This window comes from Methylobacterium sp. C33D (assembly GCF_053345825.1).
Window position 1 is genome coordinate 131,140 of sequence record NZ_JBKFAV010000009.1, and the last position, 13,429, is coordinate 144,568.

Sequence of the window (13,429 nt, forward strand, 5' to 3'; positions counted from 1 at the left end):
AAAAGATTTCGGGCCCCGGACGAACCGTCCGGGACCCGCGCAGCTAGCCCACAGAGGCGGGGCGATGCAACCGATCGGGCGGGGGCCGGGCCGCGGCCCGATCTGGACCGGCCTCAGCGCGGCGCGCGCTTGGCCAGGATCCGCTGCAGGGTCCGCCGGTGCATGTTGAGGCGCCGGGCGGTCTCGCTGACGTTGCGGCTGCACAGCTCGTAGACGCGCTGGATGTGCTCCCAGCGGACCCGGTCCGCCGACATCGGGTTCTCGGGCGGGTCGGCCCGCTCGCCCGGCTGCGCCATCAGCGTGCCGTGGATCTCGTCGGCGTCGGCGGGCTTGGCGAGGTAATCGAAGGCGCCGAGCTTCACCGCGGTGACCGCGGTGGCGATGTTGCCGTAGCCGGTCAGGATCACGCCGCGGGCCTCGGGCCTGCGCTCCTTGAGGCGGGCGATCACGTCGAGGCCGTTGCCGTCGCCCAGGCGCATGTCGATCACCGCGAAGGCCGGGGCGCGGGCCTCGACGGCGGAGACGCCGTCCGCGACGCTGTCGGCCACCTGCACGTGGTAGCCGCGGCTCTCCATCGCGCGGGCGAGGCGGGTCTGAAACGGCTTGTCGTCGTCGACGATCAGCAGGCTGCGGTCGGAGAAGGCGGCCAGCGGATCGGCATCGTTGATCACGGCGGCGTCTGTCGCCGCCGAGGTCCCGGGCTGCGTGAGCATCCGGCACTCCTTTCGGGTTTTCGTCGTCGGGTTCTTGGTCTGTCCCTCATATAGGGACGGCATCGCCCGGTGGCAGGGGGGCGTGGATACTGAGTTCCGGAGAATGTCGCGGCGCGGCGCCGCGCTCGAAGATGTGACGGGCCCAGGAGACGCGCACGATCGCCCCGTGGGCGTCCGGCGCCGCGACGTTCATCAGGGCGAGCTGCGCCCCCGAGCGCTCGATCAGGGTCTTGGCGATGAACAGCCCGAGGCCGAGGCCGGCCCCCACGGTCCCGCCGGATTGCGGCCGGTCGTGGCTGCGGGTGGTGACGTAGGGCTCGCCGGCCCGCAGCAGCACCTCGCTGGAGAAGCCCGGCCCGTCGTCGCGGATCTCGATCCAGACCCGGTCGGGGGTCCAGCGCCCCTCCACGGTGACGCCGGCCTCGGCGAAGTCGACGGCGTTGTCGAGGATGTTGGCGAGCCCGAACATGACGCCCGGGTTGCGCCGGCAGGCCGGCTCCGGCCCCTCGCCGGTGCTGGTGACGGCGAGGGCGGCGCCGAGTGCCCGCTGCGGCGCCACCAGCTCCTCCACGAGGTGGCTGAACGTCACCGTCTCCAGGAAGCCGGCCCCGGCCCCGTCCCCGTCGAGGGAGGTCAGCTTGCCGAGGATGCCGCGGCAGCGGTCGACCTGCTCGCGCAGCAGGTTGAGATCCTCCGCCACCGCCGGCGAGGCGGTGGGCCCGAGCTGGCGGATCAGCTCCTTGGTCACCACCATGATCGTGCCCAGCGGCGTGCCCAATTCGTGGGCAGCCGCGGCCGCGAGCCCGTCGAGCTGCGACAGGTGCTGCTCGCGGGCGAGCACCAGCTCGGTGGCGGCGAGCGCCTGGGCGAGGAGCCGGGTCTCCTCGGCCACCCGCCACGCGTAGACGCCCGTGAAGGCGGTCCCGAGCAGGATCGCGGTCCAGACGCCGGAGACGTACAGGAACGGCAGCTCGATCCGCCCGTCCGCGAACCAGGGCAGGGGCCGGTGCACCAGGGCCAGCAGGGTCGCCAGCCCCACCGCCAGGAGGCCGAGCGCCAGCGTCCGCTCAGGCGGCAGGGCGGTCGCCGAGATCAGCACGGGGGCGAGGAACAGCAGCGAGAACGGGTTCTGGAGCCCGCCCGTGAGGAACAGCAGGGCCGCGAGCTGCACGATGTCGAAGGCGAGCAGCAGGGCCGCGGAATCGTCGCTGAGCCGGTAGCTCGCCGGGAAGCGGATCCGCAGGGCGAGGTTCAGCCAGGACGAGGTGGCGATCACCAGGAAGCACCAGCCGAAGGGCAGGGGCAGGCCCAGGCCGAACTGCGCCCCGACGACCGCCGCGCTCTGGCCCGTGATGGCGAGCCAGCGCAGGCGGACGAAGGTGTCGAGCCGCAGGTGTCGCGCGTCGCGACCGAGGCCGCTGAGATCGGTATCGGGCATAGTCTGTATCGGTGCGTCGCCGGACGGGCCCGCCGGCGCGGCGTCCCGTGGACTCCCTTCGCATGACGCGGCGACGGGATCCCGGCGCGCCGACCCGGACACGTCGTCGCTGCGGACGGTCGCCCGCGGACGTGGTCACAGGCAAGTCGCCGCAGCTCCGGGATGTTCCGCCCGCGTTCAGGCTGGAGCATTATCCTATCGATTCGGGTTGCAGGGGGTGTGGGCCGCGCGGCCCGATGCCCGCGGCCACACCGAGACCGCGAGGTGACGATGCTGCTGGCCTATTCCCTGTACGAGGGCGCCCGCGCCCTGATGGCACCGGCCCGCGTCGCCGCCGACCTCACCCGCTACGGGCTGCAGATGCCGGGCAATCCCCTGGCCTACGGACCCTATGCCCGCGCGGTCAGCGCCGGCTGCGAGATGTTCGAGCGCGTCACCCGCCAGTACGGCAAGCCCGCCTTCGGCTTCACCGAGACGGTGGTGGACGGCGTGGCGGTCCCGGTCACCGAGCGGGTGGTCTGGGAGCGGCCGTTCTGCCGCCTGATCGCCTTCGACCGCGCGTTCCCGGCGGCCCCCGCGGAGCCGCAGCCCAAGCTGCTGATCGTCGCGCCGATGTCGGGGCACTACGCCACGCTGCTGCGCGGCACCGTCGAGGCGATGCTGCCGAACCACCGGGTGTTCATCACCGACTGGACCGACGCCCGGATGGTGCCGCTCTTCGCGGGCCAGTTCGATCTGGACGACTACATCGACTATCTGCAGGAGATGTTCGCGGTCCTCGGGCCGGACCTGCACGTCATGGCGGTCTGCCAGCCGGCGGTGCCGGTGATCGCCGCGGTGGCGCTGATGGAGGCGGCCGACGAGCCGGCGGTGCCGGCCTCCATGACCCTGATGGGCGGCCCGATCGACACCCGCCGCTCGCCCACCGCGGTGAACTGCCTCGCGCAGGAGCGCGGCCAGAAATGGTTCGAGCAGAACACGATCAGCCTCGTGCCGCCGATCTACCCGGGCGCGTGGCGCCGGGTCTATCCGGGCTTCCTGCAGCTGTCGGGCTTCATGGCGATGAACCTCGACCGCCACGTCACCGCCCATTCGGACATGTTCGACCATCTGGTGACGGGCGACGGCGACTCGGCCGAGAAGCACCGCGAGTTCTACGACGAGTACCTCGCCGTGATGGACCTGACGGCCGAGTACTACCTCCAGACCGTGCAGACCGTGTTCGTCGACCACGCCCTGCCGACGGGGCGGATGACGCACCGCGGCGCGCCGGTCGACCTCGGCGCCATCCGCCGCTGCGCGATCCTCGCGGTCGAGGGCGAGAACGACGACATCTCCGGCGTCGGCCAGACCAAGGCGGCCCTCGACCTGACGCCGAACCTTCCCGAGGCGCGCAAGGCCTACCACCTCCAGGCCGGCGTCGGCCATTACGGCGTGTTCAACGGCTCGCGCTACCGGTCGGTGATCGCGCCCCGGATCGCGGCCTTCATCCGCGCCATGCAGGCGGTGCCGGGCGCGCGGGGCGGCCACCTGCGTCAGGTCGGCTGAGGCGCCCGGTTCGGCTCCGGCCGCCCCCGCCGGGCCCTCCTCCGCGGAGGCTCGCGGATTCGTCTCAGGCCGAAGGGCGGGCGCCCTCTCGCCCCCCTCGCGCCGGGAGAGGCCCGCACGGCCCCCGGCGACCGTGCGGGAAGCGCCACGCTCGCATCCAAGCCGCGAAACGACCTGTGATCCCGTCCCCGATCGGCGGTTTGGGCATAGCCGCTCCGCGGGCGGAGCGAGGCAACCCGGGCTGCGCGACGCCGGCGGGGATCGCGCTGCCCTGTGTCCCTGCGCGGCGCCCGCGATGACGGTGCGGGACAGATCGGCCGAAACGCCGCGCGCGCCACAGTCCTGAATACATAACGCAGTGACGGGCGGGCTGGCGCGGGGCTTGCGAGACGCGCCCCGTGAGTTCGAGCCGCGCCGCCACAGCCCCCATCCACGCCGACGTCGCCCCGGGGCCGGCGGCGGGGCGGGCGCGTGGCCGGGCGCCGTTGTCACGCCGGGCCATTGCGCCCGTGCATCAGAACCGTTCAAACTCGCCCGCAAGGTGCGGGCCGGCGACCGATGCTTGAGATCCGCACCGCCAGGGAGACGACGATGGACCGCAGGACCTTTCTCAAGGGTTCGGCCGCGCTCGGTTTGGCTGCGCCGCAACTCGCGCGGCCGGCCCTCGCGCAGGGCGGCAAGGTCCTGCGCTTCGTGCCGCAGGCGAACCTCGCCAATTTCGACCCGATCTGGGGGACCCAGTACGTGGTGCGCAACGCCGGCACCCTCGTCTGGGACATGCTCTACGGCGTCGACGCGCAGCTGAAGCCGCAGCGCCAGATGGTCGAGTCCGAGGAGGTCTCGGGCGACAAGCTGACCTGGACCTTCCGGCTGCGTCCCGGCCTCAAGTGGCACGACGGCGAGCCGGTGCTGGCCAAGGACGTGGTGGCGAGCCTCACCCGCTGGATGGCCCGGGACCCGATCGGCCTGATGATCCGCGGGATCCAGGACGACCTCGCGGCGACCGACGACAGGACCTTCCGGTGGCGCCTGAAGAAGCCGTTCCCGAAGCTGCTCTACGCGCTCGGCAAGACCAACGCGCCGATGGCCCTGATGATGCCGGAGCGGATCGCCAAGACCGACCCGTTCACGCAGATCACCGAGTATGTCGGCTCGGGCCCGATGAAGTTCGTCCGCAACGAGTGGGTGCCGGGCGCCCGGGCGGTGTTCGAGACCTTCACCGACTACAAGCCCCGCGACGAGCCGAATTCCTGGCTCGCGGGCGGCAAGCGCATGCTGGTCGACCGGGTCGAGTGGGTGATCATGCCGGACGCCGCAACCGCGTCGGCGGCCCTGCAGAACGGCGAGGTCGACTGGTGGGAGAACCCGATCTCCGACCTCGTGCCCCTGCTGCGCAACAACAGCAGCCTCAACGTCGATATCGCCGACCCGCTGGGCAATATCGGGTCGTTCCGGATGAACCACCTGCATCCGCCCTTCGACAACCCGAAGATCCGCCAGGCCGTCCTGACCGCGATGAGCCAGGAGGACTACATGCGCTCGATCGTCGGCGACGACGACAGCCTGTGGAAGAAGCTGCCGGGCTTCTTCACGCCGGGGACGCCCCTCTACAGCGAGGCGGGCGGCGGCAATGTCGGCAAGGGCGACATCAAGCTCGGCCAGAAGCTGCTCAAGGAAGCCGGCTACAAGGGCGAGCCGGTGGTCTGCATCGTGGCGCAGGACCAGGGGATCACCAAGGCGCAGGGCGACATCACCGCCGACCTCCTGAAGAAGATGGGCTTCAACGTCGATTTCGTCGCGACCGACTGGGGCACCACCGGCACCCGCCGGGCCTCCAAGGCGCCGCCGTCCCAGGGCGGCTGGAACATGTTCCACACCTGGCACGCGGGCGCCGACTGCATCAACCCGGCGGGCTACCCGGCGGTGCGGGCGAGCGGCGACAAGGCGTGGTTCGGCTGGCCGAACATCCCGCCGGTGGAGACCGCCATCGCCGAGTGGTTCGACGCCGCCGACCCGGCCGCCGAGAAGGCCGCCATCGACAAGGTCAACGCCGCCGCCTGCGAGGGCGTGGTCTACGTGCCCACCGGGTTCTTCCTCGGCTACCAGGCGTGGCGGAAGAACGTCTCGGGCATCGTGAAGGGGCCGATCCCCTTCACCTGGGGCGTGTCGAAGGCGTGATGGCGCAGGACTTCGCCACGTCGGCTTGCCCGATCGGCCCGGTCTCGCGTGCCGGCTGCCCGCTTCGGGCAGCGCGCTCGGCGACGCGGCCGCAGGATCAGGCGCGGATCCCCTCTCCATCCCGGTCGGGCTTGCCCGACCCGGGCTCCGCGGTGCGGATCTCGGGCAGGCCCGAGATCCGTCGGGAGCGGGACAGGGTGAGGGACGAGAACTCTCAGAAGGAGGCGCGACCGGTCCACGCCGCAAGGCGGTGCTCTGTCCTGAACCTTCTCATCCCTCACCCCAACCCTCTCCCGCCCGGGAGAGGGGGCCCTTCGCGCTCTGCCGCCAGCGTTGGCACCAGACCCAGACGTGTGAATATCGGCACCCGCAGAGGGGGGAGGGGGACGCGCGGCGCCCGCCGCGCCCTCGGCCCGGCACGATAGCGAGGACCCATGCTCGGCTATATCGGCAGGCGCATCCTCGCCACCATCCCCGTCATGGCGGTGGTCGGGCTGTTCGTCTTCAGCCTCCTCTACTTCGCCCCCGGCGACCCGGCGGCGATCATCGCGGGCGACCAGGCAACCCCCGACGACGTCGCCCGCATCCGCGCGACGCTCGGCCTCGACCGGCCGTTCCTGGTGCGGTTCTGGGAATGGTCGTGGCAGATCCTCCACGGGGATCTCGGCACCTCGATCTTCACCAACCTGCCGGTCACCACCATGATCGGCCAGCGGGTGCAGCCCACCGTCTCGCTGATGCTCGTCACCCTGGTCTTCGCCATCGTGGTGGCGGTGCCGCTCGGCGTCGTCGCCGCCTGGAAGGCCGGCAGCCTGATCGACCGCCTCGTGATGGGGCTCGCCGTGACGGGCTTCTCGGTGCCGGTCTTCGTGGTCGGCTACGTGCTGGCCTACGTCTTCGCTCTCGAGCTCGGCTGGCTGCCCGTGCAGGGCTACACGCCGATCGAGCAGGGCCTGTGGCCCTGGCTGTCCAACCTGATCCTGCCGGCGGTGACGCTCGGTCTCGTCTACATCGCGCTGATCGCCCGGGTGACCCGCGCGACCATGCTCGACGTGCTCCAGCAGGATTACGTGCGCACGGCCCGGGCCAAGGGGCTGTCGCAGGGGCCGGTCCTGTTCGTCCACGCCCTCAAGAACGCCGCGGTGCCGATCGTCACCGTGATCGGCATCGGCATCGCGTTGCTGATCGGCGGCGCGGTGGTGACCGAGACGGTCTTCGCGATTCCCGGCCTCGGGCGCCTCACCGTCGACGCGATCCTGCGGCGCGACTACCCGGTCATCCAGGGCGTCGTGCTGCTGTTCAGCTTCGTCTACGTGCTCGTGAACCTCGCCATCGACCTCTTCTACACCGTGCTCGACCCGAGGATCCGCTATTGACCGCGACCGTCGCGCCCTTCCCCAGCAGCGCCCCGCAGGCGGGCACCCCGCCCGAGGGGGCCGCCCCCAAGGCGCCCCCGCCGCCGGGCCTCGCCGTCGCGGCGCCGCTGCCGGACGTCATCCCGGCCCGCAAGCGCCGGGGCCGGGTCTGGACCTACGTGCGCCGCAACCCGACCATCGTGGTCGGCGGCGTGCTGCTCCTCATCGTCTTCCTGATGGCGGTGCTGGCCCCCTATCTCGGCACCGTCGACCCGACCGCCCTGGCGCCGGCCAAGCGCACCCGGGCCCCGTCGGCCCAGTACTGGTTCGGCACCGACATGCTCGGCCGCGACGTCTACTCGCGGGTGGTCTACGGCGCCCGGGTCTCGCTGCTGGTCGGCTTCTCGGTGGCGTTCCTCGCCTCGGTCGCGGGGCTCGCGGTCGGCCTCGTCTCCGGCATGGTGCGCTGGCTCGACGGGATCGTCATGCGGGTCGTCGACGGCATGATGTCGATCCCGCCGATCCTGCTCGCGGTCGCGCTGATGGCGCTCACCCGCGGCTCGGTCCAGAACGTGATCATCGCCATCACCATCGCGGAGATCCCGCGCGTCGCCCGCCTCGTGCGCGGCGTGGTGCTGTCGCTGCGCGAGCAGCCCTACGTCGAGGCGGCGGTGACCACGGGCACCCGGATGCCGGCGATCATCTGGCGCCACATCCTGCCCAACACGCTGGCGCCCATGACCGTGCAGGCGACCTACATCTGCGCCTCCGCGATGATCACCGAGGCGATCCTGTCGTTCATCGGCGCGGGCGTGCCGCCCTCGACGCCCTCCTGGGGCAACATCATGGCCGAGGGCCGGGCCCTCTGGCAGGTGAAGTTCTACATCATCCTGTTCCCGGCCATCTTCCTCTCGATGACGGTGCTCGCCGTGAACCTCGTCGGCGACGGCCTGCGCGACGCCCTCGACCCCCGCATGGCGAAGGACGTGTGATGAGCACAGGCGTGAGCGGCCCCCCCCTGCTGTCGATCGAGAACCTGCAGGTCCATTTCCGCACCCCCGACGGGGTGAACCGGGCGGTGGACGGGGTCTCGTTCGCGATCCAGTCGGGCGAGACCCTGGCGATCGTGGGCGAGTCCGGCTGCGGCAAGTCGGTGACCTCGATGTCGATCCTGCGGCTCCTGCCCGAGCCGCCGGCCCGCATCGCCGGCGCGATCAAGTTCGAGGGCCGGAACCTCCTCGACCTGCCGAACAGCGCCATGCGCAAGATCCGCGGCAACGACATCAGCGTGATCTTCCAGGAGCCGATGACCTCCCTGAACCCGGTGCTGACGGTCGGCCGCCAGATCGGCGAGACCCTGCGCCTGCACCAGGGGCTCGGCCGCCGGGAGGCCGAGGAGCGGGCCGTGGAGATGCTGACGCTGGTCGGCATCCCCGAGCCGCGGCGCCGGGTGCGGGAATACCCCCACCAGCTCTCCGGCGGCATGCGCCAGCGGGTGATGATCGCCATCGCGCTCGCCTGCTCGCCCAAGCTCCTGATCGCCGACGAGCCGACCACGGCCCTCGACGTGACCATCCAGGCCCAGATCCTCGACCTGATGCGCGACCTGAAGGCCCGGGTCGGCGCCGCGATCATGCTGATCACCCACGATCTCGGCGTGGTCGCCGAGGTCGCCGACCGGGTGGTGGTGATGTATGCCGGCCGCAAGGTCGAGGAGGCGCCGGTCCGCGACCTGTTCCGGGCGCCGCGCCACCCCTACACCCGCGGCCTGATGGGGGCGGTGCCGAAGCTCGGCGCGGTCGAGCACGGCGGCGACGAACGGCTCGCCGAGATCCCCGGCATGGTGCCGAGCCTCAAGGGCCGGATCGAGGGCTGCGTCTTCGCCGGGCGCTGCCCGGACGTCACCGACCTGTGCCGCGCCTACGCGCCGGCCCTGGAGCCGAAGGCGCCGGGCCACCTCGCCGCCTGCCACTACGCGCCGAAGGACGCCCTCGCGGCATGAGCGCCACGCCCGCACCCGCCGCCCGCACCCTGCTGGAGGTCAACGACCTCAAGAAGCACTTCGCCCTCGGCGGCGGCCTGTTCGGCCAGTCCAAGCGCGTGCTCAAGGCGGTGGACGGCCTGTCCTTCACGGTCGCCCGGGGCGAGACCCTGTCGCTCGTCGGCGAGTCCGGCTGCGGCAAGTCCACGGTCGCCAAGGCGCTGATGCGCCTCTACGCGCCCACCGCCGGGCAGGTGGTGCTCGACGGGCGGCGCATCGACGACCTCTCGGCCGGGTCGCTCCGGCCCCTCCGGCGCCACATCCAGATGGTGTTCCAGGACCCGTTCTCGTCGCTCAACCCGCGGATGCGGGTGCGGGCGATCCTGGCCGAGCCGATCCGCAATTTCGGGCTGGCCCGCAACAGTGCCGACCTGGAGAGCCGGCTGGCCAGCCTGATGGAGCGGGTCGGCCTGCCGCGGGAGGCGCTGGGGCGCTTCCCGCACGAGTTCTCGGGCGGGCAGCGCCAGCGCATCGGCATCGCCCGGGCGCTCGCCGCCGAGCCGGACCTGATCATCTGCGACGAGGCGGTCTCGGCCCTCGACGTCTCGGTGAAGGCCCAGATCGTCAACCTGCTGCGCGACCTGCAGCGCGAGCTCGACCTCGCGATGCTGTTCATCTCGCACGACCTCGCCATCGTCGAGCACATGACCCACCGGGTGGCGGTGATGTATCTCGGCAAGATCGTCGAGATCGGGCCGCGCCGCGATCTCTTTCTCGCGCCCAAGCACCCCTACACTCAGGCCCTGCTCTCGGCGGTGCCGATCCCCGAGCCCGGGGCCGGGCGCACCCGCATCGTGCTCAAGGGCGACGTGCCGAGCCCGATCAACCCGCCCGCGGGCTGCCGCTTCCATACCCGCTGCCCGCACGCCTTCGACCGCTGCCGGACCGAGGTGCCGGGCCTCGACGCGGTCGGCGCCGGACACTTCGCCGCCTGCCACCTCAACGACGCGGCCGCCCCCGCCCGGGCGGCCTGACGGAGCCGTCTTTGCGAGCGCAGTGAAGCAACCCGGTGTCGCGCGCGATCCCCGAGCATGGCGGATCCCTGGGTCGCTTCGCTTCGCTGCGCTCGCGATGACGGTCGAGCTGTTCGCGACCAACATTCGGAGCCTTCCGTGCAGCACGACCTCATCCTGAAGGGCGCGCGGGTCATCGACCCGTCGCAGAACCACGACGGAATCTGCGACGTCGCCTTCGCGGACGGCCGGGTCTCGGGCTTCGGCCGCGACCTGCCGGCCGGCCCCGGCACGCAGGTCCGCGACATGGAAGGCGCGATCGTCACGCCGGGCCTGATCGACCTGCACACCCACGTCTACTGGGGCGGCACCTCCCTCGGCATCGACGCCGACGAATTCTGCCGGACCTCCGGGGTGACCACCTCGGTCGATACCGGCAGCGCCGGGCCCGGCAACTTCGCGGGCTTCCGCAGCCACGTGATCGAGCGGTCGCAGGCGCGGATCCTCGCCTACCTGCACGTCTCCTTCGCCGGCATCTTCGGGTTCTCGAAGACCATCATGGTCGGCGAGAGCGAGGATCCGCGGCTCATGGCGCCCCGCGAGGCGGTCGAGGTCGCCGACGCCAACCGGGACGTGATCGTCGGCATCAAGGTCCGGGTCGGGCGCCACGCCTCGGGCGACCAGGGCACCGCGCCGCTCGACATCGCGCTGCAGGTCGCGGAGGAGACCGGCCTGCCGCTGATGGCCCATATCGACGAGCCGCCGCCGAGCTACGAGCAGGTGCTGGCCATGCTGCGGCCCGGCGACGTGCTGACCCACGCGTTCCGGCCGTTCCCGAACTCCCCCATCACGGCCCAGGGCGCCGTGAAGCCGGCGCTGCGCGAGGCGCGGGCGCGGGGCGTGATCTTCGACATCGGCCACGGCAAGGGCTCGTTCGCCTTCAAGACGGCGCGGGCCATGCTGGCGGGAGGCTTCCTGCCCGATACGATCTCGTCGGACGTGCACCAGCTCTGCATCGAGGGGCCGGCCTTCGACCAAGTCACCACCATGTCGAAGATGCTCTGCCTCGGCATGAGCCTCACCGACGTGATCGCCGCCTCCACGGTGAACGCCGCCGTGGCGCTCAAGCGGATGGAGTACGGGACCCTGAAGGTCGGGGCGCTCGGCGACGCCACCGTGCTGGCGGTGCGGGACGGCGCGTTCGACTACGTCGACACGCGGGGCGAGCACATGACGGGCGACCGGCGGATCACCGCCGAGGGCGTGGTGCTGAAGGGCCGGTGGTGGCATCCGGCCTGACCTGTCGGGCCTGACCAGTCGGGCCTGACGATCGGGACCAAGATCCCATCGCATACAGAATATCGACCTTTACAGCCTCTTCCGCGGCCCGATACACTTTCCTGTGAGGGGCGGACCATCTCCGGCCCTCAGCGAAACGCGGTCCAAGCCGCGGCGCCAGGGAGGATGGATGGACACGGGTCAGCCTCTGCTGGAGGTCGACGGCGTCACGCTCCGCTACAAGACGCCCGAGCACCTCGTCACGGCCACCTACCGGGTGAGCTTCCGGGTCTGGCCCGGGGACCGGTTCGTCCTGCTCGGGCCGTCCGGATGCGGGAAGTCGACCCTGCTCAAGGCGGTGGGCGGCTACATGGCGCCGACCGAGGGCGAGATCCGCCTGAAGGGGCGCCCGGTCACCGAGCCCGGCCCCGACCGGATGATGGTGTTCCAGGAATTCGACCAGCTCCTGCCGTGGAAGACGGTCCGGCAGAACGTGGTCTTCGCCCTCGAGGCCTCGGGCCGGCTGAGAGGTCGCGAGGCCCTGGACCGGGCCAACCTCTACATCGACAAGGTCAACCTCACGAAGTTCGCCGACAGCTACCCCCACACCCTGTCGGGCGGGATGAAGCAGCGCGTCGCCATCGCCCGCGGCATGGCGATGGAGCCCGACATCCTGCTGATGGACGAGCCCTTCGCGGCGCTCGACGCGCTCACCCGGCGGCGCATGCAGGACGAGCTGCTGGCCCTGTGGGAGGGCACGCGCTTCACCGTCCTGTTCGTCACCCACTCGATCCCCGAGGCGATCAAGGTCGGCTCGCGCATCCTGCTGCTCTCGCCCCATCCCGGCGAGGTGAAGGCCGAGCTCAACAGCGCCGCCTCGCCGGAGGCTGCGCTGCAGCTCGAGGGCCGGATCCAGCACATGCTGTTCTCGGAAGAGATCCAGGAGGCGGAGAATGTCTAGCGCGCAAGCCCTGAGCGGCGCCCCGCTGGCCGGGACGGGCGCGGCGCCGCGCCTGTCGCCCCTGGCGCCGTCCGGCCGGCCCGAGATCGTGCGCGAGACCGGCCACGCCCACGGCGCCGCGGTGGTCGAGAAGCCGCTGTCGATCACCGAGCGGCTCTACAACCAGGCCTGGCTGCGCAAGATCGTGATCCTCGTGATCCTCGCCGGGATCTGGGAGGCCTACGGGCGCTACCTCGACAACGACCTCCTGTTCCCGACCTTCTCGGCGACCGTGGAGGCCTTCTTCCGTGGCATCGCGGACGGCACGCTGCCGGCCCGGGCCTGGAGCTCGCTGAAGGTGCTGCTCATGGGCTACGCCGCCGGCGTCGCCCTGGCGACCGTGCTGACCGGCGTCGCCATCGCGTCGCGGATCGGGACCGACCTGCTCGAGACGCTGACGTCCATGTTCAACCCGCTGCCGGCGATCGCGCTGCTGCCCCTGGCGCTGATCTGGTTCGGCCTGGGCAACGGCAGCCTGATCTTCGTGCTGGTCCACTCGGTGACCTGGGCGATCGCCCTCAACACCCATTCGGGCTTCCTGTCGGTGAGCCGGACGCTCAAGATGGTCGGGCGCAATTACGGGCTGTCGGGCCCGCGGCTGATCGGCAAGATCCTGATCCCGGCGGCCTTTCCCTCGATCCTCACCGGCCTGAAGGTCGGCTGGGCCTTCGCGTGGCGCACCCTGATCGCCGCCGAGCTGGTCTTCGGGGTGTCGTCCGGGGCGGGCGGCCTCGGCTGGTTCATCTTCGAGAACAAGAACATGCTCGACATCCCGAACGTGTTCGCCGGGCTGCTCACCGTGATCCTGATCGGCCTCGTCGTCGAGAACCTGATCTTTCAGACGATCGAGCGGCGCACCGTCCAGCGCTGGGGCATGCAGGCCTGAACGCGGCCGGTGCGCGGCACCGGCCTCGCCCGCCCGCCT

Annotated in this window: 11 protein-coding genes; 9 read left to right on the plus strand and 2 right to left on the minus strand. The window is 71.2% G+C overall.

The genetic code is table 11. The annotated features are described in order from the left end of the window. Nucleotides 1-113 precede the first annotated feature (113 nt). A complete protein-coding gene (locus tag ACLBXO_RS09345) occupies nt 114-713 on the minus strand; it encodes an ActR/PrrA/RegA family redox response regulator transcription factor (protein ID WP_447685207.1) in 600 nt (199 codons plus the stop codon). 46 nt (nt 714-759) lie between these two features. Next, complete coding sequence (locus ACLBXO_RS09350; protein ID WP_331316179.1) at nt 760-2,151, minus strand: ActS/PrrB/RegB family redox-sensitive histidine kinase; 1,392 nt, start codon at nt 2,149-2,151, stop codon at nt 760-762. 270 nt (nt 2,152-2,421) lie between these two features. On the opposite strand from ACLBXO_RS09350, the gene ACLBXO_RS09355 reads away from it, so the two are divergent. The 9 genes from ACLBXO_RS09355 to ACLBXO_RS09395 all read left to right on the plus strand — a co-directional run bounded on the left by ACLBXO_RS09355 (nt 2,422) and on the right by ACLBXO_RS09395 (nt 13,390). Further along, entirely contained in the window at nt 2,422-3,699 is a 1,278-nt protein-coding gene (locus tag ACLBXO_RS09355) for a polyhydroxyalkanoate depolymerase (RefSeq protein WP_331316445.1), read from the plus strand. Nucleotides 3,700-4,290: 591 nt separating this feature from the next. Next, nucleotides 4,291-5,877 (plus strand): ABC transporter substrate-binding protein, encoded by a 1,587-nt coding sequence (locus ACLBXO_RS09360; RefSeq protein WP_331316180.1) that lies wholly within the window; start codon nt 4,291-4,293, stop codon nt 5,875-5,877. Between the two features lie 434 nt (nt 5,878-6,311). Beyond that, a complete protein-coding gene (locus ACLBXO_RS09365; protein ID WP_331316181.1) occupies nt 6,312-7,253 on the plus strand; it encodes an ABC transporter permease in 942 nt (313 codons plus the stop codon). After that, nucleotides 7,250-8,224 carry an ABC transporter permease gene (locus tag ACLBXO_RS09370; protein WP_419539369.1) on the plus strand — a complete coding sequence of 325 codons (975 nt, stop codon included), beginning with the start codon at nt 7,250-7,252 and terminating at the stop codon, nt 8,222-8,224. Before ACLBXO_RS09365 ends, ACLBXO_RS09370 begins: the two co-directional genes overlap by 4 nt. Then, nucleotides 8,224-9,234, plus strand: coding sequence for an ABC transporter ATP-binding protein (locus tag ACLBXO_RS09375; RefSeq protein WP_331316182.1), 1,011 nt, complete (start codon nt 8,224-8,226; stop codon nt 9,232-9,234). Before ACLBXO_RS09370 ends, ACLBXO_RS09375 begins: the two co-directional genes overlap by 1 nt. Then, nucleotides 9,231-10,247, plus strand: a complete 1,017-nt coding sequence (locus tag ACLBXO_RS09380; protein ID WP_331316183.1) for an ABC transporter ATP-binding protein — start codon at nt 9,231-9,233, stop codon at nt 10,245-10,247. Before ACLBXO_RS09375 ends, ACLBXO_RS09380 begins: the two co-directional genes overlap by 4 nt. A gap of 138 nt (nt 10,248-10,385) precedes the next feature. Further along, complete coding sequence (locus ACLBXO_RS09385) at nt 10,386-11,525, plus strand: amidohydrolase/deacetylase family metallohydrolase (RefSeq protein ID WP_331316184.1); 1,140 nt, start codon at nt 10,386-10,388, stop codon at nt 11,523-11,525. A gap of 169 nt (nt 11,526-11,694) precedes the next feature. Continuing rightward, nucleotides 11,695-12,465, plus strand: coding sequence for an ABC transporter ATP-binding protein (locus ACLBXO_RS09390; protein ID WP_020093977.1), 771 nt, complete (start codon nt 11,695-11,697; stop codon nt 12,463-12,465). Continuing rightward, the gene (locus ACLBXO_RS09395) at nt 12,458-13,390 is read left to right on the plus strand and encodes an ABC transporter permease (protein ID WP_331316186.1); all 933 of its coding nucleotides are present in this window, start codon (nt 12,458-12,460) and stop codon (nt 13,388-13,390) included. Before ACLBXO_RS09390 ends, ACLBXO_RS09395 begins: the two co-directional genes overlap by 8 nt. Nucleotides 13,391-13,429 lie beyond the last annotated feature (39 nt).